General features: G+C 44.1%; 20 protein-coding genes. 5 read left to right on the top strand and 15 right to left on the bottom strand.

The features are described 5' to 3' along the window. Nucleotides 1–127: 127 nt before the first annotated feature. A complete protein-coding gene (locus PN462_RS21205) occupies nt 128–952 on the bottom strand; it encodes an ABC transporter permease (RefSeq protein WP_272130839.1) in 825 nt (274 codons plus the stop codon). Between PN462_RS21205 and PN462_RS21200 the strand changes: the two genes are divergently transcribed. Together PN462_RS21200 and PN462_RS21195 are read left to right on the top strand one after the other, a co-directional pair. Then, a complete protein-coding gene (locus PN462_RS21200; RefSeq protein WP_272130838.1) occupies nt 945–3,320 on the top strand; it encodes a glycosyltransferase in 2,376 nt (791 codons plus the stop codon). The genes PN462_RS21205 and PN462_RS21200 overlap by 8 nt on opposite strands. A 321-nt stretch (nt 3,321–3,641) precedes the next feature. Beyond that, a complete protein-coding gene (locus PN462_RS21195) occupies nt 3,642–6,119 on the top strand; it encodes a glycosyltransferase (protein ID WP_272130837.1) in 2,478 nt (825 codons plus the stop codon). Here the strand turns inward: PN462_RS21195 and PN462_RS21190 are convergent. The 5 genes from PN462_RS21190 to PN462_RS21170 all read right to left on the bottom strand — a co-directional run bounded on the left by PN462_RS21190 (nt 6,111) and on the right by PN462_RS21170 (nt 10,873). Continuing rightward, nucleotides 6,111–7,040 (bottom strand): tyrosine-type recombinase/integrase, encoded by a 930-nt coding sequence (locus PN462_RS21190; protein ID WP_272130836.1) that lies wholly within the window; start codon nt 7,038–7,040, stop codon nt 6,111–6,113. The genes PN462_RS21195 and PN462_RS21190 overlap by 9 nt on opposite strands. A gap of 198 nt (nt 7,041–7,238) precedes the next feature. Next, nucleotides 7,239–8,111 (bottom strand): 3'-5' exonuclease, encoded by an 873-nt coding sequence (locus PN462_RS21185; protein WP_272130835.1) that lies wholly within the window; start codon nt 8,109–8,111, stop codon nt 7,239–7,241. Continuing rightward, nucleotides 8,108–9,250 carry a competence protein CoiA family protein gene (locus tag PN462_RS21180; protein ID WP_272130834.1) on the bottom strand — a complete coding sequence of 381 codons (1,143 nt, stop codon included), beginning with the start codon at nt 9,248–9,250 and terminating at the stop codon, nt 8,108–8,110. Before PN462_RS21180 ends, PN462_RS21185 begins: the two co-directional genes overlap by 4 nt. Nucleotides 9,251–9,492: 242 nt before the next feature. After that, nucleotides 9,493–9,966 (bottom strand): hypothetical protein, encoded by a 474-nt coding sequence (locus tag PN462_RS21175; RefSeq protein WP_272130833.1) that lies wholly within the window; start codon nt 9,964–9,966, stop codon nt 9,493–9,495. Between the two features lie 22 nt (nt 9,967–9,988). Beyond that, a complete protein-coding gene (locus PN462_RS21170) occupies nt 9,989–10,873 on the bottom strand; it encodes a DNA cytosine methyltransferase (protein WP_272130832.1) in 885 nt (294 codons plus the stop codon). A gap of 147 nt (nt 10,874–11,020) precedes the next feature. Here PN462_RS21170 and PN462_RS21165 point away from each other — a divergent pair, with 147 nt between their 5' ends. After that, nucleotides 11,021–11,326 carry a helix-turn-helix domain-containing protein gene (locus tag PN462_RS21165; RefSeq protein ID WP_272130831.1) on the top strand — a complete coding sequence of 102 codons (306 nt, stop codon included), beginning with the start codon at nt 11,021–11,023 and terminating at the stop codon, nt 11,324–11,326. A gap of 11 nt (nt 11,327–11,337) precedes the next feature. Next, the gene (locus PN462_RS21160) at nt 11,338–11,679 is read left to right on the top strand and encodes a hypothetical protein (RefSeq protein WP_272130830.1); all 342 of its coding nucleotides are present in this window, start codon (nt 11,338–11,340) and stop codon (nt 11,677–11,679) included. A 46-nt stretch (nt 11,680–11,725) separates the two neighbouring features. Here PN462_RS21160 and PN462_RS21155 read toward each other — a convergent pair whose 3' ends face one another. From PN462_RS21155 to PN462_RS21130, 6 genes are all read right to left on the bottom strand, one after another. Beyond that, nucleotides 11,726–12,616 carry a hypothetical protein gene (locus tag PN462_RS21155; RefSeq protein ID WP_272130829.1) on the bottom strand — a complete coding sequence of 297 codons (891 nt, stop codon included), beginning with the start codon at nt 12,614–12,616 and terminating at the stop codon, nt 11,726–11,728. 44 nt (nt 12,617–12,660) lie between these two features. Beyond that, nucleotides 12,661–13,461: a Calx-beta domain-containing protein gene (locus PN462_RS21150; protein WP_272130828.1), complete on the bottom strand. Its 801-nt coding sequence runs from the start codon at nt 13,459–13,461 to the stop codon at nt 12,661–12,663. Nucleotides 13,462–13,554: 93 nt separating this feature from the next. After that, complete coding sequence (locus PN462_RS21145) at nt 13,555–14,214, bottom strand: HU family DNA-binding protein (RefSeq protein ID WP_272130827.1); 660 nt, start codon at nt 14,212–14,214, stop codon at nt 13,555–13,557. Nucleotides 14,215–14,606: 392 nt separating this feature from the next. Continuing rightward, nucleotides 14,607–17,216 carry a hypothetical protein gene (locus tag PN462_RS21140; protein WP_272130826.1) on the bottom strand — a complete coding sequence of 870 codons (2,610 nt, stop codon included), beginning with the start codon at nt 17,214–17,216 and terminating at the stop codon, nt 14,607–14,609. A 32-nt stretch (nt 17,217–17,248) separates the two neighbouring features. Beyond that, complete coding sequence (locus tag PN462_RS21135) at nt 17,249–17,854, bottom strand: response regulator (RefSeq protein ID WP_272130825.1); 606 nt, start codon at nt 17,852–17,854, stop codon at nt 17,249–17,251. Between the two features lie 461 nt (nt 17,855–18,315). After that, on the bottom strand, nt 18,316–19,230 hold the full coding sequence (locus tag PN462_RS21130; protein ID WP_272130824.1) for a DUF5131 family protein: 915 nt from the start codon (nt 19,228–19,230) through the stop codon (nt 18,316–18,318). Nucleotides 19,231–19,618: 388 nt separating this feature from the next. Here PN462_RS21130 and PN462_RS21125 point away from each other — a divergent pair, with 388 nt between their 5' ends. Continuing rightward, complete coding sequence (locus PN462_RS21125) at nt 19,619–19,924, top strand: hypothetical protein (protein WP_272130823.1); 306 nt, start codon at nt 19,619–19,621, stop codon at nt 19,922–19,924. A gap of 194 nt (nt 19,925–20,118) precedes the next feature. Here PN462_RS21125 and PN462_RS21120 read toward each other — a convergent pair whose 3' ends face one another. The 3 genes from PN462_RS21120 to PN462_RS21110 form a co-directional block, all read right to left on the bottom strand. After that, nucleotides 20,119–21,063, bottom strand: coding sequence for a DUF5895 domain-containing protein (locus PN462_RS21120; protein ID WP_272130822.1), 945 nt, complete (start codon nt 21,061–21,063; stop codon nt 20,119–20,121). A gap of 214 nt (nt 21,064–21,277) precedes the next feature. After that, the gene (locus PN462_RS21115; protein WP_272130821.1) at nt 21,278–21,670 is read right to left on the bottom strand and encodes a hypothetical protein; all 393 of its coding nucleotides are present in this window, start codon (nt 21,668–21,670) and stop codon (nt 21,278–21,280) included. Nucleotides 21,671–21,766: 96 nt separating this feature from the next. Next, nucleotides 21,767–22,219, bottom strand: coding sequence for a hypothetical protein (locus PN462_RS21110; RefSeq protein ID WP_272130820.1), 453 nt, complete (start codon nt 22,217–22,219; stop codon nt 21,767–21,769). Nucleotides 22,220–22,321: the final 102 nt, after the last annotated feature.

Raw genomic sequence — 22,321 nt, 5'->3', positions numbered from 1 at the left:
GAGCTTCCGTCGAAGTGTAGCTGATGGCTGACGGCTTATAGCTGAATGCTTACGTTCAATTTTAGCCGATCGCCTGCCCCAAAGTTTATTTTTTTCACGCTCCCTAATACTTAATTTTTTCATGCTATCAGAGAACATCTTTGACTTCATCTTTTAGCTTATCATTAACCAATGCTCCCAATCCTAAAAAAAGCAACAACCAACCGAGCATAATTCCCCAAACCTCAATGGAAGGCAAATGATCATCTAAAATGACATGGCGAATGGATTCTAAAAAAGCATAAGGGGGATTAAAATACAAAAAAGGTTTAAGATTTGTTGGAATAATTTGCTCTGGATAAATAATCGGCATTGTCCAACTCCACAAAGGCATAAAAACCTGAAGGATTTGGCGAACATCGGGAAAAAGAACTTGTAAATTAGCTAAAACTAATGCCATCCCTAACCCCAATCCATGTAGGAAGGCCGCTAAAATGGGCAATCCTAAAAGACTCCATCCCATCTCGCCGCCAAAGAAATAACTTAAAGGGATAATAAATATTAGATAGAGAAAGAGCAAAAATAAAGATGTAACGGCAATTTTAGCTACAAAGATTTCTGCGGGAATGGCTAACCGCTTGAGATAGATCGTGTTTTGCAAAAACGCATTACTTCCTTGAAAAATAGCATCTGCAAACGTCTTCCAAGGCAACAAACCACTGGTCAAGTATAATGTGTAAGACTCTTCTCGCATTCCCCGACCGATCAGCAAAGAAAAGACAAGAGTGTAAAGAGTAATTTCTGCGAGAGGGTGAATTAAATTCCAGAACATTCCTATTCCTGTTCCCGCATAGCGAAAACGGAGTTCATACCAAGCATTATAAGCTATGTAACGTCGATGGGTGTACAGTCTATGCAATAATGGGAATTTAATGGCCTTAATAATATTTGCCTTTTTCTTACTGATGTCCACAGCACCTCAATTTTCTACGGTTCGTGAGTTGATTCGCATTCTACGATGCCACTATGAAAATACTACCGGATACTACAATAGGAATGCTACTCATCAACAACAATTTTCCTCTCCAAAGAATTTAGCTCAATCTCGGTCACAAGAAGACGCTCCCTATCAACAACAATTTTCTTCTACCAAAGATTTAACCCTACCCACTCCACCAGTCGTTTCGATTATTTCTTCATTTTATAACGCCCATCACTACTTTGAAGAAACCTATCGAGCAATTATTTATCAAACATGGCAAAACTTCGAGTGGATTATTGTGGATGACTGCTCGACTGATGCTGAAGCCATTGCCTTATTTAACTCTTTACCACAAAAAAACAAAAAAATCAAAACTTTTAAACATTCAACTAACCAAGGTTTATCCGCAGGACGCAATACAGCGATTTCTCACGCTCAAGGGAAATATTTATTTTTTATTGACCTTGATGATATGATCGACCCGACCTATATTGAAAAATGCGTTATTTTCTTGGAAACTCACCCTATTTTTTCTTTTGTTAATTCTTATTCTGTGGGGTTTCAAGCACAAGAATATTGGTGGAATAATGGCTTTACTACTCCGGCAAACTTTATCCAACAGAATCAAGTCACGGGTCGATTATTGTACCGTACCACAGATTTTAATCAGTTGGGAGGATTTGACGAAACCCTAAGAGTTTATGGGGACTGGGAACGGTGGTTAAGAGCAATTGTTAATGAACAAAAAGGTTGGACTATTCCTGAATACTTAGACTGCTACCGACGCACTGAGTCAGGGTTACTGGGAACATCCTTAAAAAATCCTCAAAAAGATCGCCAAGAAAAGGAGTCCATTCAATCTCGTTATAAAGAATATTTTAAGGAGCAGGAGTTTAAAGAAATTCAGCGTATTCACAGTCCTTTTGCTCCCCTTCTACAGCAACTCTCTTGTGCAGAACAAAATCCCTTAAACATTGCTATCCCCCATCGGATTCTTTGCTTTTTTCCCTTCCTAGAAGTGGGAGGAGCAGACCGATTTAATTTAGATTTTATTTCGATTCTTGCTAAACAAAATTATCAGATTACGATTGCTACCACTTTACCTTCCTATCATCCTTGGCAGGAATATTTTTATAAAATCACTCCAGCAATATTTCATTTACCTAATTATCTCGAACCCAATCAATGGTTAGCCTTTACTAAATATTTAATTCAGTCCCGGGCAATTAATTTAGTTTTCATTTCTAATAGTTATATTGCTTACTATTTTCTCCCCTTCTTAACCGAAGAATTTCCTAACGTTACTTTTGCCGATTTAACCCACACCACCGATTCCGGTTGGCGAGGAGACGGTTATCCAAGAGTCTCTTGCCAGTTTACTCCCTTTTTAGATGCTCAAATTGTCACCTCTCAATTTTTAGCAAAGCAATATGAAATGCTTTCCACTGCCAGTAAAAAACGGCACGTTTGCTATACTTGTATTGACACAGAGCAATGGATTCGTAATGAAGACAAACGCCACAGATTACGTTCCCAATTACAAATTTCTGAAAATGTAGTGGTACTACTGTTTCCGGCCAGATTAGTTCAACAGAAACGCCCTCTTTTTTTAGTTGATCTTATCCATAATTTAACCCAACAGTTCCAGTCTTTCAAGGTTTTGGTTCTGGGGGAAGGAGAGTTAAAAATGGCTATGGTGGAAAAAATTGAGCAACAGGGGTTAACGGCTTACTTTCACCTGCTTCCCCCTGTCTCGCCTACGGCCATGTTAGACTTTTACTCGGCGGCAGATATTTTGCTTTTACCTTCTGCTTACGAAGGGATATCCCTTGCCATTTATGAGGCTATGGCCATGGAACTTCCTGTGGTGGCCGCCGATGTGGGAGGACAAGGGGAGTTAGTGACTCCAGAGACGGGGACTTTAGTGCCTGTCGGTGCAGGAGATGAGCCGGAAATTGAGGCTTATGTGGACGTTTTACTCCCGTTACTACAAAATACTCAACTGCGTCAGCAGCAGAAGGAAGAAGCGCGTCAGCGTGTTGTACAGTGGTTTAATCGGGATTGTTTAGTGGAGCAAATCCAGAGGATTTTTACAGAGGCGATGCGCTGTCGCCAAACCTACGTTAAACCTCGTCTAGAAGCAATGATGGCGACAGAATTACTGTTGATGGCGTTAGAGTATCAGCACCAAGAGGGGTTTATTCGGGATTTATGGTTACAAAAATGCCAACTGGAGGCGGAAAGACATGAATTAGCTTGGAAAAAGCGAGCGATGGAATCTTCTAAGTTTTGGAAGTTAAGGCGAGTTTGGTTTAAGGTGAAACGGGGTTTGGGATTAACTGAGGAGGAGCTTTGGTGAGTTTTTGGCAGAGTTGTACAGGTGACAAACCCCTTTGGGGGTATGCAATATGCTCCTACTCCAAATGAACGATTTGACGTACTCCTTGGTCTGAAGACGCAAGGATTCTCAAAGGATGTTTCGAGTCGGGCTTCCGTGAGGCTTCAACGGTGAGGCTTCGACGGTGAGGCTTCGACCGAACGGTTAAAACCCCTTTCTTGTTTTCATCCCCGGGATAAATCCGCGTGGCTCAAGGGCTGTCAGCTATCTTTGTAGGCTTTGCGTAAATCCTTATAAGATTCTTGACTATATCACCACAGAGGACACAAGAAGCGAAGTTTGATGAAATTTTTTTTAATTGCCAGTGAAATACCGCCAACGCCAGGAGGAATTGCCACTTATGTTGAGAATACCACTACAATGTTCGCTGATGGAGGTCACGAAATTACGGTTTTTGCGCGGTGCGATTCTCGTTCCGAGACGCTACGCGATAGCTCTCCGACTGTGCGAAGCGATCGCACTCTCACTCAAACACAAAACAATTATACCCTCGTCCCCATTGTTCCTAAAGATATTCATTTATTAAAGTTCACCGCAACCCATCCCCTTTCCGAACAACATCCGGCTTTTCCTTACAATGTGATGGGGTATTGGAGTGCATTGAGTTATCAACTCGCAGAAGCAGTCATTGAGCATATTCGCCAAGTAGGGAAACCGGATGTGCTTGAAAGTGAGGACTTTAGCGGAATAGCTTATTTTTTGCTGCAAAAAAAGCTCATTGGTTGTCCAGAGTTGGAGAATGTCCCCATTGTTTTAACCTTGCACAGTTCCCAATATATGCTCTATCCTGCCAATTGTATGCCGAGTTATCGACTGTCGGACTACTGGGTGGGGCGGATGGAGAAATTTTGCACCCTTGCAGCAGATGGGATTATTGCACCCACCCAGTATATTGCCAAACAAGCGATCGCAGCGTTAGGAGATCAGTTAGACCTTGAAATCATTCCCCTTCCTGCACCGAAATCTTTATTCAACTCAGATCATCTTCCTCCCTCACAACCCACAAGGGGAGATATTATCTATTTTGGTCGTTTAGAAGTCCGTAAAGGAGTCATTCCTCTGGTTGCGGCCTGTCGTCAATTGTGGCAGGCTGGACATGACTTCCAACTCACCCTAATCGGCAATGACACTTGGTATCATCTCCAAGGATGTTCTGTGGGGGATTATTTAAAACAACGGTATCACAAGGAGATACAAGCCGGTCGCTTAATCCTATCTCCCTCCCTGCCTAAAAACCAACTGTACCAGCGAATTGCTCAAGCCTGGGGAGTCGTTTTACCCTCTCTCTGGGAGAATTTTCCCAATACTTGTCTAGAATCCATGTTACTGGGAAAAGCGATTCTGGCCAGTGCAAATGTGGGTCATGGGGAGATGCTTGACGAGGAGACAGGAGACGCAGGACTGATTTTTGATTGGGAGATACCGGGGGATTTTGCAGCGAAACTACTGCAACTGTTATCCATGACAGTAGAAGAAGTACAACAAAGGGGCGCGATCGCTCGTCAAAGAATACAAGCACAAACCAACCACGATACCATCCTAACTCAACGCCTCTCCCACCTCCACAGAATCATTACTCAATCCCAGCAGCAAACCCGCACTGTTTTTCCCTCCCTCAATTATCCTCCGACTGGGCACATTCCCTATCCCCAATCTCAACACCCAATTCAACCCCCAACCGAAAATCTCACTCCAACTCAACTAAAACCTCCAAGTCAACCTCAAAACCCAATTCAACCCAAAACTCAAACCCAAATCCTTCACCACTCTAATCGGATTTCGGTTTGCATCCCCTTTTATAACCACGGTCAATATCTTCAGGAAACCTTGGATTCAGTTTATGCTGTGGACTATCCAGACCTAGAAGTGTTAATTCTGAATGATGGGAGTAATGACTCCCACAGTCTAACCACCCTAACCCAAGTCGAAAAGCAGTACCCAAACCTGAAAATTATTCACACCCCACATCATGGGGTAGCTACGGCCCGCAATCATTTAGCTAAAGTGGCCAGTGGTGAATATTTGGCTTTTCTTGATGCGGATGATTGCGTTTCTCCCACCTTTTATTCTCAGGCCATTTCTATTCTCCAGCAATATGATAACGTAGGTTTTGTGGCCTCATGGCTAAAGGAATTTGGGGAATCCCAAAAAGTTTGGATTGCATGGAATCCTGAATTCCCTTACTTACTTGGCCACAATACCTTGGGGGTTTGTACTGTTGTGCGGAAAACCGCTTATCTTGCCATAGGAGGAATGAACCCTAGTCTCGCTGAAAATTTAGAAGATTATGAAGGTTGGATTCATCTCTGCGAAAAAGGTTGGGTTGGGGTAGTGATTCCGGAATTCCATTATTTTTATCGTATTCGTTCCGATTCTCGATTACAACAGAGTAATCGGGAACAACTTTTGTATTTATACGAACAGATTGAGCAACTCCATCCCCACTTATATCAAAAGTATGGCGCAGAAATTTATCATCTCCTCAATCAAAATGGAGCATCTTGGCTTTGGGATAATCCATCTCGGAATTTAGCAGATGCCAATATGGATATTACGGGGATGGAGTTGATTCAGTTAATCGGGCAAAAGTTCCGAAAAATGCGAAATGACGGGGGAATGCGCTTAATTTTGAGGAAGTTTTGGGGGATAGTTACGTCTTTGTTTTTTGTTTTGGTCTCGGTTTTGTCGATAACTCCGTCCTTGTTGACTCATCTTTCTATCACCCCAATGTCTATGGCTCTAATATTTCCCTTACGATAACTCTAATCGTTGCACGGCCTGACGTTTCACTTCCTCTCCCCTCCGGTCATACTTAGCCGTCGTCGAGGGACTGGAGTGACCCGCTAACTTCTGCACGGTGACAATATCAACCCCGGCATCCAATAAATCCGAACAAAACGTCCGTCGAAAATCGTGGGGAGAAAAAGATTCGACTCCGGCCTGCCGCGCTCTCTGCTGCAATATCCACAACACCGCTTGGGGCGTAAGGTGTTTAATGTGAATCCGGCCTCCTTTCCTCACGGGACACAATAATGCACCGGGGGAATTCCCTCTCAACTTTAACCAGTCTCGTACATAGGCGATCGCGCTTTCTGGCAAATACACCATCCTATCTTTTCCTCCTTTCCCTTGGTTGATCTCTAATGCTCCGGTGTCAAACTGTAAATCTTTGAGCATCAGTTTCACCACCTCCGCCCGTCGGAGTCCGGTCCCCCGAAGGATGGCCACCAACGCCGCATCTCGAAGACCTTGGGGGGCGGGGTCGGTGTCGCAAGCCTTCATTAATGCAGCAATTTCAGCAAGACTGAGGGCGCGGCCTCTCAACTTACGGCGGTCTTTAATGGGAGGGAGGGCAATGGCCGTTTCGTACTGGTCTGCACTCATCAGTTCTAATTTGTAAGCCTCAGATAAAACCCGACGCAACGCACAAATCATCTTATTGGCCGTCGCCGGGGCGTACTGTTCTAATAAAGCCGCTTGGATGGCCGCGGTGTGTTGATACGTGAGGGCTGCCCAATCTAAAGTATCCAAATCATACCCTAACAAAGAAGCGATCCTATTTAAACTCTGCTCCATCGTGGGACGCGACCCCAGAGCCAGCGATCGCAAGTAGACCCGGGCCGGATGGCGGGAGAGAGGGAGAGGAGCTTGCAGTTGTAGCGAACGGGTCAGGACAAGCATTTACTTATCAGAAGTAAAGTTCTAACAAGTAATTTACTCTCTTTCCGGTTTGTAAGGGAAAAAAGATTTATAACGGGCAAGGGGAATTTTTCCCTTACAACCTTCTACACTTGGATTGTAACCTGTCTTGGGCTGACACTCGGATTCGTCAACGCAGAGGGGTTCAACTTGGTTTGTCTGAATTGTTGGAGAAGTCGATTAACCTTTCACTTTCAATAACTCCTTAAATTGGTCTGGCACATAATCTAAGTATGTAAGGCTCGATTGCGTCATCTTTTCCAAGCACCCCAATGCGGCTTGACAATCTGCGATTGCACGATGTCCTCCATTAAGAGGCTGCCATTTGTAAGATTCATAGTAATTGCTCCACTCTCCATACCATTCTGCATATCTCTCCATTAGGCAATCTCCCTTAACCTCAAATCTCTTTAAGTCATTGATTTCGCAGCAATAGTCGAGTGCCGAGATATCAAAATTCCAGTTATAAATTAAAACGCTTTTTTCTTTAAAGCAGTTTATAAGCTGAGAATAAATCTCAGGAAATGAGGGCGCGTCTCTGAGCATTTCTTCTGTAATGCCGTGTATTGCGGTCGCCTCTTCCGATATTTTTCCCATCGGTTTAACAAAAGATTGAAAAATTTCGTTACCTTGTAAATCAATTATACCAATCTCTACAATTTCAGCCCCCCTAAGACCCGTTGTTTCTGTATCAAGTATAAGATATTTAGATTTATTTTTCATTACCTTTCTAGCCCATTGTCCCGTTTCAATTCTTGCCTGTATCTGATTATGAGGATCATAAAATTCTAGCCACTCTCTGTACTCTGCTTTAAGTTGCTGTTTTTTTCTGCCTTTTTTTAGGGCGGCTAATTGCGCGGGTGTTGCTTTACGCTTGGGTCTTACACTTTGGTCATTGTTGATGTCATATAATTTTATCGTGTATTTGCGGCATTCAATAAAACCGACAGGAGCAATGGGCTTAAACCCTAATTCTTGAGTTTGACGAGTTGTTTTAAAATTTTCTGGAGGTTCACCTTGATTCCCCCAATATTGATATTCTTTGAGAGTCATATTTTAAACTCCATTGCGGCTTTGACCCGACGCACAGTATTGACGGCCATCCCCGTTGCCTCAGCAGTCTTTCGCAAAGATAACCCCTGCTCCAACGCTTTCACGACTTCTGGATGCTTGATTAAAGTTTGATAGGGTTTCTCTTTTTCCCGTCCGGCTCGTTTACCATCTTTCATCCCTGCTCTGGTCAAAAGAGATCGCTTCACTTTAGCAAAATCATCAAATAATATCCCCTGTTCAATCTTGCCCAATTCCCGTGATTTCATGCGGTTTAGGTCGCTTTTGACGTTTCTTAAACTATTCCCAAAGTCAAAATATTCAGTGAGGTTGCCGATTTCCTTGCGATCGCGTCGATATCGCCATTTGAAATAAAATTCGACATTCCCCCGGTGCGGTTTAGTAATCAGGGGTTTAATCTCGATATGGGTGAAATGTTTGGCCAGTTCAGTGCGAATTTCAGGGATGCGATCGCTTACTTCTCGCTCTGTCACACCGATTTTATGAAAGGTTTGCCCGTCTGCTTTAACTTCCAATAAGTAAAGGGTTTGCTCTAGGGTTCGCTTGTACTGTGCGCGGTATAATCGCAGGTCGGTTAACGCATCAGCTAAGGTTGCAGTGGTCACTGAGCCTTGTCGAAGTGCCTTACGTTTAGCCTCAATTACTTCATTTTCCAGTTCAATGAGGCGATCGCGCATCTTGGGTTCTTGAATCTGACAGAACAACATCAAAGATAATCCGCCAATAGCCAACTTCCCAAGTTTATCGATCTGCCATGCCCCATGAATGCCAATATAAGGGTTCTCTTTAATACACCCTTTCGCCTCCAATTCGGCAGAGTATGTGGGTTGCCCAAATCCACCCCTCCTGTGTTTTTCCCACAAAGTGAGTAAATTTTTATAAGCCTCGCCTGATAGATGCAGATCAAAGCGATGGTAATAAGGTAGCGTTGGGAGGTCACGCTCCCCCATCTGACGGCACGTTTCCTCAGAATGAGCAAAGTGCCACGCCATGATTTTCCCTTTTTTAGCAGTCAGTAAACCACCACAATAAGGACATTTCAGATCGGTCTTCCCCCGACGCACTTCCTCCACTGGAATCAGTAGATCGCTCTCATCGACTCCAAATTGCAGCCAACTCATAGACCTTTTCCTGACACACGCTAAACGCTTAAAATTATTCTATCTTAGAATTTCATTAACCTTTCACTGATACACTTCTGAAAATGACTCAAAAACTAATCTTGAATAATACATAATTACTAAAAACAACTTTCTATCCGAGTCATTTTGAGCCAAAATCCATAACCTTTTGCTGATACACGCTAAACGCTTAAAATTATTCTATCTAGGATATTCTTGAACCTTTTGCTGATACAAGTCGTTCATGTCGGCATTGCCCCGGTTTGAATAAAGTGGAGAATCTCCGACACAGGCCATTTCTGACCAATTAAATATTTGACGGAATGAACCCGCGAGTATTTCACTCGTTTGGATTTTGTCATCCACTTCCACTTCCCTTCATGCCATACCGTCCATTGATATAGCCAAAAAAACTGCTCTGGATAATCAAAGGCTAAATCTTTCGGCACACGCTTCCCGGCCACCAGAGGATAATTTTTTCCCTGACGACGCTCTACAATCGGAGTCAAACTCCCCGATGGGGCCTGTTTATTCCGACTTCCCTTCGGACGGCCTCTCCCTCGACTCCTCCCGTGGGGTTTTGTAAGAGATTTATTAGTGTCCGTAGGGGGAGAAAGTTCGACACTTTGCACCATTTCGGGACTGAATAAGCCCCCCTCTTTAATGCGGACGTACCCGCCCTCGATACCTGCAAATTCAACAATTTGGCCGGCCATGCGTTTAGAGGGATGGCGATCGCTAATTTGGATTTTGTCCCCCGGTGACAGTTTCGAGATAAAGGACTCGTTGGAGAGCGAGGGCGGCCACTCGTGGGTCGAGAAGATTTCCAATTGCCTCGCGTTGTCGTCTAACAGTTGTGCTGCCGTTCGGCAATCCGAGGAATCGAGGTAGTTCTTCGGGAGATTGAAGGAATCGCTCAGGAAATCCGGGTTTAAGACCTCGCCTTGCTTGAGTATTCCGTATTGCTTCAATTTGTGTTCGAGCTTGTTCTGACCAGGAGGCCGTCCCCGGCGGTGGCTTAACGCGGTGGGAGAGTCCAACCAACAATAGCCGTTCTCGACGGAAGGGGGCGGCAAAATGTCCACTTCCAAGTTTAAGCGTTGTAAGTCGGTAATCCAGTTCTGCGATCGCGCTTGTAAGAATTTGCCAATAACTTCCTTTGGGTAATCCCGGTTGAAAAGGGCAAGATAGGAGTCCGGGTACGTTTTCGATACAGAAGTATTTGGGACGGATGGCCCGAATGGCACAGAGGACGGCAGGGAGACAATCTCGTTCGTCTGCTGCTCCAAGCCGTTTCCCTTGGATACTGAACGGTTGGCAGGGGGGACTCGCGGTGATGATATCGGCTTGATGGTGTTCTCCGTCGCATTCCCAATAACTGAGTCCGGCTTGGTTCGTTCCTTTAATATCTTTTGTGATTGGGATGCCCGGATATCGCCTTTTCAGGATGTTTCTGCACCACTTATCCCCTTCACAGAGTTCGATAAGTTCAAATCCTCCTGTGAGTAGGCCGGCCAAGGGGAATCCTGCGCCGACTCCGCTACAAAGGTCGAGTTGTTTGAGCATGACTTGTCCTGTGACTCTTTCATGAGGGGTTCTGTCCCCCCGTAAACGAACAATCACGATTTCCCTTGGAGGGGAGCTTGGCCTGTGCCATAATGAACCTCAAGGTCTATTTATGAATTGTTGTATCATCTGTTCAATTATACAACAATACGTTAATATATATACTAAGATTGTTGTATGTTTAGAGAAAGTTTTTCAGAAACCTTGAAAGCTCGAAAAATTTCAGCGAGTGCGATCGCCGCCAAATCGGGGATTAGTAGAAACCACATTTCGATGTATCGAACGGGAAAGCGGGACATGACTTCAGAGAAGCTCGCGTCTTTAATTGAAGCAATGGAGGCCATTTCCCCCGGTGCAAAGTTGGAGTTCTGTCAGCGTCTGGCTGGACAAAATTTTTTTGCAGAGATGAATAGTGACCAACTTTCATCTATGCTTTTTGCGATCGCCACGACGCTACAAAATCGCAGAGTCTCAGATGAAATAATGAAAGAGTCTATTACTGCATCTTAATCGTTGTTGAAATGTCTGATTTAGAACATACTCCCTATGAAAAACCTTGTCACTACGAATACGAGCATGAGTTGGAGGTACAGAGGGTGAACTCTCCCAATTTTGAGGATTTAATCAAGCAAATTGACAATTTGACCCCAGACCAGAAAAAACAAGTCGCTCAAAGACTCTTAGGGCAATCGGGGTTAACCGTTGCCTTCGGGAACAATAATGTGGTCAATTCTTCTTTTGCCATTCAACTGGGAGGGCGGGAAACCGATGATCTCGCCCAGCAACTCAAGGACTGTCCCCCAGAAATCATCGAAGAACTCCTCAAGGCTATCTCCATTCGCATTGCTCAAGATAGACGCTGAGGGTGGTGTTCCTGAGCTTGTCGAAGGAGACTACCGCGAGTTTCGTTTAAACATTACTTGTTCCAATTTGAGTCCCGTCGCCTAAAAGAACTTGAGTTGCTGCACCTTGAGGGGCGGAATCTTGAAGGTCGATGCCGTGATTGTTCTGTATCCAACAATCGTTCAATTCCAAACGAGTCACGGGTTCAGGAGGAAGTCCTAAGTCAGCATGATTGGCCACTCCTGCCCCAAATGATGCGGTATTGTGGATAATTTGACTCTGTTTTATCTTGGCCGTTCCCCCATTATGATTACGAAGGCCACCTCCAGCCCCCCGACGACTCCGATTTTGTGAGAGGAGGCTCTCTCTAATTTGTAAGGTGGCCCCAATTCCCCCATATTCTTTATTGCCGTCGTTGTCTATGCCACCCCCCCCATCTTCAGTATTTTCTCCGATGGCTTCTCCGATGGCTTCATTGTTTCGCAGGGTACTTTGTCTAATCTCCATTGCAGCTTCTTTCTGCATTGTGCCAACATTGAGCAGTCCCCCGCCATCGTCTTGGGCTTGATTCCACTCTATGATGGAATGATAAGTCTGTACGATTCCCCCCACATTCATTAAACCGCCCCCATCTTTAGCTTGTCCTCCCCGCAAGGTCACATTTTCGAGAGTGAGATGTCCTTGACCTCCTGCTCCTTCTCCTGCCACGAAGAACAGTCGGAAGGGAGGGGCGGTTGGCACTCGTTGAATGATACTATTGGGCTGTTGTCCCACGATTTTGAGGGAACAAGCGATGAACAATCCCGAATGTCCATAAAGGGGTTGAAACGATTGGGGCTGCTCCAGCGTGTAAACTCGGCGCATCAAGTGGATTTCACTTTCAATGTCTGGGGTTTCATGGGCTGAGGCGATCGCGCTCAATAATTCCCCCACCGTCTCAACTTCAAATAATGGCATCTTTACAGTTGTCAGTAATCAGTTGTCAGTCATTAATCAGGTCATCACCGTCGAGGGAGACACCCGGCAAAATGGAGATAAACAAGATAGTTATTTTCATTCACCACCAAGGGAACGGGATAGACGGGAGACTCTGGCACATACTCCAATCGAATATAAGGACTCTTTGCTTCCATGACTAAACGAAGGGTATTATTGATGGCCGTCTGGTCAGTCAGGGTTGTGCCTTGATGACCGCGCACTTCACTACGACCGCCCCATAAGGGGCAAGCCAATGGCAGGGGATTCTCAAAAGGCAATTTCACTTTGAGAGCGTACCCTTGGGACCCGGACTGAACGGCCAAACTGCCTTGGAGTTCTCCCCAAAAATATCGCAAACTTCCCAAATTCAGACCATACAGTTGTTGTTGCCCCATTTGAATCTCTGCAATCCCTTGGGGGTCAACGGGAGCATCATGTAACGAGAACTGAAATTCTGGGGGGTCTAGATGTTGATACCTTTGAGCGATTAAGATGGTGGTTTCTTTGGGACTGCCGTAGTCATCTCCTTTCACGCCCCATAATTTTAAGGCCAACATTTCATCGGCTTCCGGGAGTTCATCGACTAAGGTTTCAACCCGAACCTCTTTAGGTGTTCCGTCTCCAATGCCCCATTCTAAGGTTTGGGTTTCATAAATCACATCTGATTCTGAGGCTGAACCAAAATAATCGGCTCTGACTTGTACAAAGGCTTCTTGGTTTAAGTCCCCGGTTCGAGTGACCCGAATGGCAGGTGTTTGTCCTTCTTGAATTCGATAACTGCTTTGTTCAAATTGAATGGTCATAACTAAGTAATCAGTCAGCATTCGTTTCAGTTCAGCATTCAGCATTCAGCACTCAGCTTTTGAAGGCGGTAAGTGTTCGTTTTAGCTGATGGCTGATAGCTGATAACTGAATATTTAACCTTGCACTGGCACAAAAAGATAATGTAATTGAGGAATATCTTTCGCTAACTTCCAACCAGTGGTTTCACTCCACAACGGCGTTTCGGGATTAATTTTCCCCGCTAACTCACTTTCTTTAATTGGATGAAATTCGGTCGGAGCGTTCCCTGCCATATACCAAACGGTTTCGGGTTTTTGGGCCATTAATTCCGCCGGAACAGGAGGAGGAGTCGCCGGAGTGGCCAGAGAAGTAGCAGACTCCGAGGTTGGGGTGGGAGGAACATCTTGAGATTGACTCCCGTGTTTTTGGGGGTTGGGGGAGTCGCCATTCCGGTTGTTCGCTTGATCCGATTCTGCCGACGACGAAGAAGAAGCTTTTGTTTGAGTTTCGGGGTTTAAGTCGGAAGGTTGACAATCTTGGACAAAAGTGGGGAAAAATTTGAATTTGGGTTTAAATTTAGCAGCCACTTGAATGGTTTCCCCGGTTCTGGGATTTCGTCCTGGCCGGGGAGGTAAGAATTTTAAACTAAATTCTCCAAAGCCTAACCACCGTAATTCTTTATCTTGACGAATCCATTGAGCGAGTTGATTTCTGAAACTTTCCAAAATTTCTCGAACCGTTTCTTGTTTGTACCCCGTTGCTGTGGCTAATTGCAGAATAAATTCTGAATCCATAGTTTGCTTTGTACTCCCTACTTGCTCAACCCATTCTAAGATTTGATGAGTTTTCTCTTAGTAATGTCTTGTCATTATAAACCCTAAATTTAAAAATTGTCTATCCTTTTTTAAGGTTGATAATTTGATAAATTTACCTTTTAATCTTGAGTTTAATAGTATGTTATAACTTCTAATCATTCATTCGATAAAATTTAAACTAATCTTGAAAAAATGGTGAACCCTGAATTTTGTGATGGCTTGGTTTCCCCTTATTCAGTTTGCACGCTTGCGAAAGAGGATTACACTACAAGAATTTTGGATTTCTTGAGATTTGGGGTTAAAAAACCAACGATTTAGAATCCCCGTTTTAAAAAACGGGGAGAAGTCAAAGCAAGCGAGGGTTCAGCCCGTTAAACTATCATTAAGGGAAGATGGGGCATAATGTCTTGGTCGGTCATGTCAGTATCAAATAATTTGACTTCTGTGGTTTTACCTTTTTTAAAGCGAGTGGCATAAATGAGCATGGTTTTGGTCATGCCAGGAATTAAGGCCGCTTGAGATTGTTGACCCACTAATCCTAAATGATGCCACCCGAATTGTCGTTTGGCGTTGGGCCATTTCATTTCAAGAGCTAAATATTGTTTATTTTTGTACTCCATCATGTAACCTCGCACTTGTACAGTTTGACCGCGCCACGGATGAGTTTCAGGCGTTGACCATTTGCCATGTTGAACGGCATAAATGGTAATCACTTGTTTTTTCGGGGGTTCATAACGACTCAATTCTTCCACAATTTCGTCTCCGAACATCATAAACACTAATCCTGCATCTCCGGTTTTAGCCCGGTGAGACACTGCCCAAAAGGCCGCCACCCAACTATCGGCGGTATATCGTTGGCCGGTATCGGGAGACGTTAGTTCATATATACTAATTTTAAGGGTTTTATACCGTTCTGCCACTTGTCGAATTTGACGGGTATCTCCTTGGTTGGCTTCTTTATGCTGAATGGCTTTTTGCATGGCGGCTCGGTATTCGTCGCGGGTGGTGAGCGCGTACTGTTCCTGAAAGCGGTCAAAGTGGTGGTGCGGTTGAATAAAGAGGACGTTTTCGTAACTTTTGGGGGAAGAATCGACTTTGAGATCAGGCGATCGCCAATAACTATTGACTAATTTCACAATCCGAGACACCGTATCTTGGGCATCGGGGACGACTTTACAAGGTCGAGTGCGATAACAGTCGGGATGTTTAAAATCAGCTAACCAAGGAATATCCGCCCCTTGTTGGTTCAGAAAATCTCGGACGGCATTCAAGCCATTATGATTATTCGGATATGCCGATTTGAGACTATCTACCGCAATTTGTAGTTCTTGAGAAAGAAAGTCAATAATCCGCATTTCCTTGGGTTCGGTTTGTTTCCCACCGGGGGGAATTTCTAAAACCACCTCCTCTGCACCAATGGCTTTGGCTTTCCCGGCCAAACTGGCCACAATTCCCGTTATATCTCGCATGGAGTTAACAGCAACTTGAGCCAATGAACCCGTCCGGGGGATTTTCGGGAGTTTTTCCACTTGGGGCGGGTCATCAAAGGTTTTAATGGCCTCAGCCAAAGCCGGATAAGTTTGACTGCGAATCAGTTGCAAAAAATCCCCATCGGTATCTCGTCCTAAATCTAAAAGCTGATCCCGACAAGAGACAATGACTCCAGTGGCGTTGGCGTGTCTAAATAAACCCACGTGCTTATTCCACCAGAGTTGGACATCTCCCCAATGGCGCATGGGGCTGGTAAACACAATATATTCGCCTTCGGGGAGGTCTGGCGCACAAAAGAATCTTGCCCCTTGTTCCCACCACTCGGCAAAATATTCATCGGGCATGGCCATAAGTGAGTAAAAGCGCACGCCAGCCGCTTTAGCTAAATTGAGCCAAACACTAGCGAGTCGTTCTTGTACTCGTCGTACTACATAAGGATGCAATAATAACAGGCCATTTTTATCGGCTCGAATAATCCGCACCATCAGGTTTTCGTATTCGGCCACCGATTGTAGTTTATCGGGATTATCGCTTAACTCCTGTTCGGCTTCTTCTTGGTCGATGCGGAGGATATTGGCCAAAGCACGAATATCATTCCATGCGTCTCGGAGTTTCTGACAGCGTTTTTCCAGTCGGCTGATAATTTTGTCTTGTTCGAGGGTTTCCCACTTAAACCACATGAAAAATTGCCAGCCGGGTTTAGTGCGCCGTTCCTGCGCTTCATGGACTGTTCCAATTAATAACTTCCCGGTGTAATTCCCCAAGGCCGGTTTATTCCCTTTCAAACAGGATAAAGGAATCACCATATCTAAGTCATGGTTGTCGAGATCAGGATTCCATGCCACTGTGCCTTTAGCGACCCATTCTTGATGAAGGGAGGCTCGAAATTGAACGGGATTATTGGGGGAAGGTTTATCTTCTTCGGTGGTGGGAAGACGGAGCATTTCGGCTAAAATTCGACTCACTTTCCCGTGTGAGTCCCCAGTATCCCAATGATAGTGATTGGTGGGGTCATCTTCTAATGCCCCCGTATCAGGATTGACTCGTTCATCATCTACAATGGCATAATTAATGGTGTTATAAATTAACTGTTTGCATCCGGTGTGAAGAATTGACCCATAAATAATGCGTTTCCATTGGTCTTCATCGGATTCCCCATAATACAATTTACCAATGGTACTATCTTCAGCAAAAGTGAATCGTCCATCATTGCGACTGTTACTCGCTAAATCGAGAAAAAAGGGTCGTTCTCCGTCCTTGGGTTTAAAAGGTTTAAGATGATCTGGATTGGTTTCCTCTGGACTGATTTGACCAATACAAAACAATCGCTTGGGATGGTTGGCGGCTAACATCACATTGCGTAACACCACAGGCGGTGCTAAAGACCATTGTTTTTCATAACAATCCCAGACTTTCCACTCGGTTAAAGTGGAAATACTGCCCATTGATTTGTCTTCAACCCAGATATTATTTTTAAATGTTGTTGTCATAATTTTATTCAATCATACATGAGAATCCAGACTTAACGAATTTGCTCTAAATACCGTTCAAAAATTCGATAAGCGGTGTAAGCAAAAATCATCACCGTTCCTAAAAAAGTGAGTTGTTGACTATTGAGTTGTTTGAACAGATTGAGAAAACCCTGCCAAGAATTGACGGTTTCCACCTCTTCAACCAATTGCTGCTCCGCTAAACTTAAACATTGTCGATGGACTTGAACCCCGGCTTCCATTAAGCAAAGTTCAATATCACTACTATTCCAACAGTGTAAAATCGCCTCAATTTGACGACGACTTTCTAAGACATCGGGAGATTTTTTTAAATAGGCATCACATCCTGCTTCAAAGGCCGCATTAATATCCCCTTGGTTGGCACTGGTCGATAAAATGACACAACTGGGTTGATGAATATGACGAATTTGCCGGATATGAGCGATCGCTCTATCTCCCCGCAGTCCATTTAAGGTGACATCGGCAATGAGTAGGTTAATAGCCCGTTGGCGACAATGATGAATAATCTCGAATCCATCATTGACTAATTGAATCGACCCATGGGGACACAATTCTTCTAATAAACCACAAGTCAATTGGGCGTGTAAGGGTTCGTCTTCTGCTAAAATAATTTCCATTGAAACTGAATAAAATTATGGACAAAAGCAATCAAGTCCCTCAGAAATAAACTCTGATTCACAAACGTTATAACATGGGCTTAATCTGATTCAATTAGTTGACACTTCGGCTTCGCTCAGTATCAACGTCGAGCGTAGCCGAGACGTTCGGAAAAACTATATTGTAGCTTAATTTTCCAAAAATGATTGAATAACAATCGCCCAAATCTGAAAATCCCCAGTCTATACAAATCTGAAAACAAAACCCTTAATAATAGAAGAAAGCGGTGTCCCCGTGGGAGAATCTTTTTGCCTTTCCTCTCAGTATTCCCTCCCTCTGGCACGCTTCTAGGGTCTGGCCCGACTTGTCCACCGCGGCCAAACCCCCAAACATGACCAGAAAAGAAAACGATGGGAAAGGAAACGGTTTCATCGACATCCCTTTCCCTACGGAACGCTAGGTGAACGAACCTAGTGGTCTATCACTTCGACTCAGGAGAAGGAAACTCTCTGACTTGCAGGTCTTCCGGCCAATCACTCATCACATTGCCTTTCCCGTTGGCCATGTTGACCAACATAGAGGAGGAAGAAACCGCACGACGACCCAATTGTTTAACAAAGACGGGAACACCAAAGGCTTCCCCCTGTTCAATCAAAGCCCGAATCCAATCGAGGTTGCAGGGGCGTGCTTTTGGCCCCGATTCTCCCCCAATAATGATCCAATCTAATCCCTCACGAGTCCAATCCCACCGTAAAGGACACGCTTGATCATGACACTCCGGGGTCAAATTGTCCCCATGGCCACAAGTCCCGTCCTCGACCACTTGCCCACAGTTGTAAATTGGTCGCAAGTATGGAGTCAAATCCAGTTCACTCAATAAAGGTTCACAACTGACAAAGCGATGGTGAACTGGAGCTTCTAGGAGGTCGGGAATCCGTTGGGTTTGAGGTTGAGATTCAACACTGACTCCCATCCAAACATTTTTAAGCGGATAGGGAAAGTGCAACGGATACCCCAATTGGCTGGCCGCTTGGCGGATGACTTCACCGCGTTCGGGATCACTCAAATAAGCCTTCATCCGTTGAGGCCGTTTGGTGAGGATTTGGAAGGTATGATGATGGGCAATGGCCATGATGGCGAAAACTTTGTCTAAGTAAGCATCAGAGACCTTTTCGTGAAATAAATCACTCATCGAATTAACAAACACTTTGCGCGGTTTCCGCCAATGGAGTGGTTGGAACAAACGGTGGGGATGCACTTCGACTTCTTCAAAAGCACGATGTCCCCAAAAACGATGGGCGATCGCTTCTGCATAACAATTGGCACATCCCGGACTCACTTTAGTACAGCCGGTCACGATATTCCATGTTGTATCGGTCCATTCAATTGAACTCATGGTTTCTCACAGATAACATCGTACTCCCCCGGCGATAGCTGACTCCCGCTTGTTGCAAGTCTCGACCAGCAAAGCGTTACACTCAATCTCCGTCTCCTCCCTCCACTCAGAACGGGAAACATATTTCCGGCTATTACCCCAAACAGGGAATGAATAAAATCTCGGCCTCCTAATACCTGAGACAACCGGGAGAGTAAATACAGAATATTTCCCTTACCAAAAATACTCGCTTGCGGTGTGGCCCCAAGACTGAGACAACCGAGAGTGAACAATATTTTCCTGACAAACCCCAATCCTTGCAATGAATGTGACTTTCTGACCTCCCAATGGCTGAAACAACCGGGAGAGTAGGTGCAGAATATTTCCCTTACGAAAAATAACTGGCAATGTGGCCTCCAATGGCCGACAGCTTCAAGGGCGAGTGAAAGAACCGGGAGAAAGCGGCATGAGGAGGCGGTGGGGCGATTCCCTTCTGGTGACTAGGATAAAAACGATTCTCCGATGGAGACGCTACGTAATCGCCTCCGGCTGTGGGAAGCGATCGCCTCCGGCTGTGCGAAGCGATCGCCTCCGGCTGTGCGAAGCAATCGCCTCTGAGGGTACGAAGCGATCGCTGGTTTGCGGTGCGAAAATCGCCTCCAACGGTGCTTGCGGGATTACCTTTCATTCTCTGGGGATGTTGCGCGTGGGATAAATGCCTTCAGTGGTGCAAAGCTCCTACATAACAACGAGCATAGGATAGTCCGATGCCACCAGCTTCTATGGAACTGACCCGATAAAAAAAAGCCCCATTCATCGCCATCCCCGACAACCTGTTAGCAGGCCAGTCGGGGAAACGGTTGATGAATAGGACTTCAAGACTACTTGATGTGGTGCGCGGTCAACACATTATTGAGCTTTAGGAATCACGATACGCGGACGCGGCGAAGACTCCGAGGTTTGTTCAGGTTGTTCTTCTGCGGGTTCTGCGGGTTCAGGTTGTTCAACTGTTTTGGCTGGAGTCAACAACGATTGGTTGCTTAATTGCTCAATGCCATACAAATCCCGCACTTCCCAAATTTGGGTTTTCTGTTCCACTTTGCCCAAAAAGAGGTCAGAGAAGTTTTGGAATGTTGGCTTTTGATAATCGTGAACTTTACAACACCAAGATTTATTGTTTCCTTCTCCTTCTTTGATCGGTTTGAATTGACCATGAAAGACACATAACGCTCGCCAAGAATCACTTTTACTCGCGGCTTTCGTTTGGGTTAGCTTACTAAAGATGAATTCACAGGCTTGATAAAATTCTTCCAGAGCCTCTTTCAAACTCCACAAAGCCACATTTTTAAACCGAATACTGAACGGACGAAAATGCAACGGTTGATTCATTTCATCCAGAAATAAAACCGCGTGTTCGCTCACCACATCCATTGTTTTCTTATCCAGTTCATGTTTGCATTCATCGTACAATCCGATAATCGCACGACTGAATTTACCTAATTCTTCTTCATTTTTATAACGAATGTAAACGGGAACACTCCCCAAAATCAACATTCGCACGTTGGTCAAGAGAACCCCTTGTTCTGTGCCACCCGGCAAATCTACTTCAGACAATTCGGGCAGGGTTTCCCAACCTGCTTTAATCAAATTCTTTTCGGGAATAAATAACCCCGCAGGATTATCATTCACGACAATACCATAGGGCAACCGACGTTGGCGCGGCACATTCAACTCTGAACTTAATAATTCTGGATCAAGTTGGAATTCTTCGGCAAAATTCGTTCCATTCATCGTGGAATTCTCCTGTTTAGATTGATTCGTTTTGGTGTTGGTTTTACGGTTATTTTGTGTCATAATATCCTTGTTACAAAAACCAAACTCTCTAGGCGATAGCCCCTCTTTTTATCTTTAAATTTTGAGTTTAATATCAAAAAATTCTAAACTATTATACAAAATTTGTTTAATTTATTAAAATTATATTACTCTAAAATTTTAATAAGTTTTTAAAAATATCCCGCAAAAAAATAATTTTCTGCGGGATGACAAAATCTGCACAATGCCAATTTTATTAAGGCATAAATTCATGTTTTAATATCTTAATCACCAGTTTTTCGGAATGATAAATACACATAGACGCAAGAATTGCAGACAATTCTTTGTCGTCAACAGCAATAGATGGGTCTTTTAAACGCTGCAATTGCTCTTTAAATTTTTGAATGGTGAGTCTGATCTCTTGACATTCTTGCAAAAATTCTTCAAAATCTTCTTCCCATATCCAATTCACTCCGGTTCTGCCTCCAAAATGTTGAATTAATATTCCCACTTTAGTCGTCTTATCGCCATCAAGATAAACAATTTCATATTCATCACCCCGGTCAGTTTCCTGAAAGTTTAAAATTTGAACCAAAGTTTTATTTTGTTGCTGTATAATTCGATTAATTTTTTTCTCCACTTTATTCATAGTATTCTTTAAAATCAGCAAAATCTTAGAGGCGATAGCCAATAAAAAAAGACCCAATCTCACGATTGAATCTTTAATTATTTGGAGTTGAAAAAATTATAAACTCAAAGTAGGATCAGTAAAGGGAAAAGGAGGATTATTAATTAATCTTGTCATTCGTTTAGCTAATCCAGGTTTCCCTTGTTGTGCCGTAAACTCAAAATCATACCACTGATGAAGTCCTCCAATTTGAACGAAGCTGAGAGTGGTAATCACACTGGATAATTCAATCTGTTGCTGTTCTAGAAAACGGCGATATTGTAACCAAGAGAATAACGCATTGGTGAGGCCACTTCCTAAAAGTGCATATCCCCAATTTCCTTGGGAATCCAGAAAGCATAATTGCACCCACTCTTGATACGCTAAATGTTCAAATAGTTTGGCTGGTTTCGGGTCAGTGGCCGCTAAAATAATCATGGAAAATTCACTGCCAAGGTCTTGTAATCCCGATGGAGTTTCTAAATACACTTTTCCGAATTTGCGATTAAACCGATATCTTCTTTGTTCCATTGGACTAGCTTTCTTAAAACAACTGGACTCAGTTGGCGATAGCCCTAAAAAAAAGTCCCCTGAATGGTCAGGGGACTTAGGGTGAAATGAAGATAAGCCATT

The organism is Spirulina sp. CS-785/01 (genome assembly GCF_028330525.1).
Taxonomy (GTDB): Bacteria; Cyanobacteriota; Cyanobacteriia; order Cyanobacteriales; family Spirulinaceae; genus JAQMSD01.
The sequence above is the reverse complement of the archived record's forward strand: the minus strand, read 5'-3'. Positions and strand labels throughout refer to the sequence as shown.

What these genes read in the sequence shown, in the direction of transcription:
- PN462_RS21200 (WP_272130838.1), top strand. Translation starts at nt 945, where the DNA reads ATGTCCACAGCACCTCAATTTTCTACGGTTCGTGAGTTGATTCGCATT.
- PN462_RS21195 (WP_272130837.1), top strand. Translation starts at nt 3,642, where the DNA reads ATGAAATTTTTTTTAATTGCCAGTGAAATACCGCCAACGCCAGGAGGA.
- PN462_RS21190 (WP_272130836.1), bottom strand. Translation starts at nt 7,040, where the DNA reads ATGCTTGTCCTGACCCGTTCGCTACAACTGCAAGCTCCTCTCCCTCTC.
- PN462_RS21185 (WP_272130835.1), bottom strand. Translation starts at nt 8,111, where the DNA reads ATGACTCTCAAAGAATATCAATATTGGGGGAATCAAGGTGAACCTCCA.
- PN462_RS21180 (WP_272130834.1), bottom strand. Translation starts at nt 9,250, where the DNA reads ATGAGTTGGCTGCAATTTGGAGTCGATGAGAGCGATCTACTGATTCCA.
- PN462_RS21175 (WP_272130833.1), bottom strand. Translation starts at nt 9,966, where the DNA reads ATGGCCGGCCAAATTGTTGAATTTGCAGGTATCGAGGGCGGGTACGTC.
- PN462_RS21160 (WP_272130830.1), top strand. Translation starts at nt 11,338, where the DNA reads ATGTCTGATTTAGAACATACTCCCTATGAAAAACCTTGTCACTACGAA.
- PN462_RS21155 (WP_272130829.1), bottom strand. Translation starts at nt 12,616, where the DNA reads ATGCCATTATTTGAAGTTGAGACGGTGGGGGAATTATTGAGCGCGATC.
- PN462_RS21150 (WP_272130828.1), bottom strand. Translation starts at nt 13,461, where the DNA reads ATGCTGACTGATTACTTAGTTATGACCATTCAATTTGAACAAAGCAGT.
- PN462_RS21145 (WP_272130827.1), bottom strand. Translation starts at nt 14,214, where the DNA reads ATGGATTCAGAATTTATTCTGCAATTAGCCACAGCAACGGGGTACAAA.
- PN462_RS21140 (WP_272130826.1), bottom strand. Translation starts at nt 17,216, where the DNA reads ATGACAACAACATTTAAAAATAATATCTGGGTTGAAGACAAATCAATG.
- PN462_RS21135 (WP_272130825.1), bottom strand. Translation starts at nt 17,854, where the DNA reads ATGGAAATTATTTTAGCAGAAGACGAACCCTTACACGCCCAATTGACT.
- PN462_RS21130 (WP_272130824.1), bottom strand. Translation starts at nt 19,230, where the DNA reads ATGAGTTCAATTGAATGGACCGATACAACATGGAATATCGTGACCGGC.
- PN462_RS21120 (WP_272130822.1), bottom strand. Translation starts at nt 21,063, where the DNA reads ATGACACAAAATAACCGTAAAACCAACACCAAAACGAATCAATCTAAA.
- PN462_RS21115 (WP_272130821.1), bottom strand. Translation starts at nt 21,670, where the DNA reads ATGAATAAAGTGGAGAAAAAAATTAATCGAATTATACAGCAACAAAAT.
- PN462_RS21110 (WP_272130820.1), bottom strand. Translation starts at nt 22,219, where the DNA reads ATGGAACAAAGAAGATATCGGTTTAATCGCAAATTCGGAAAAGTGTAT.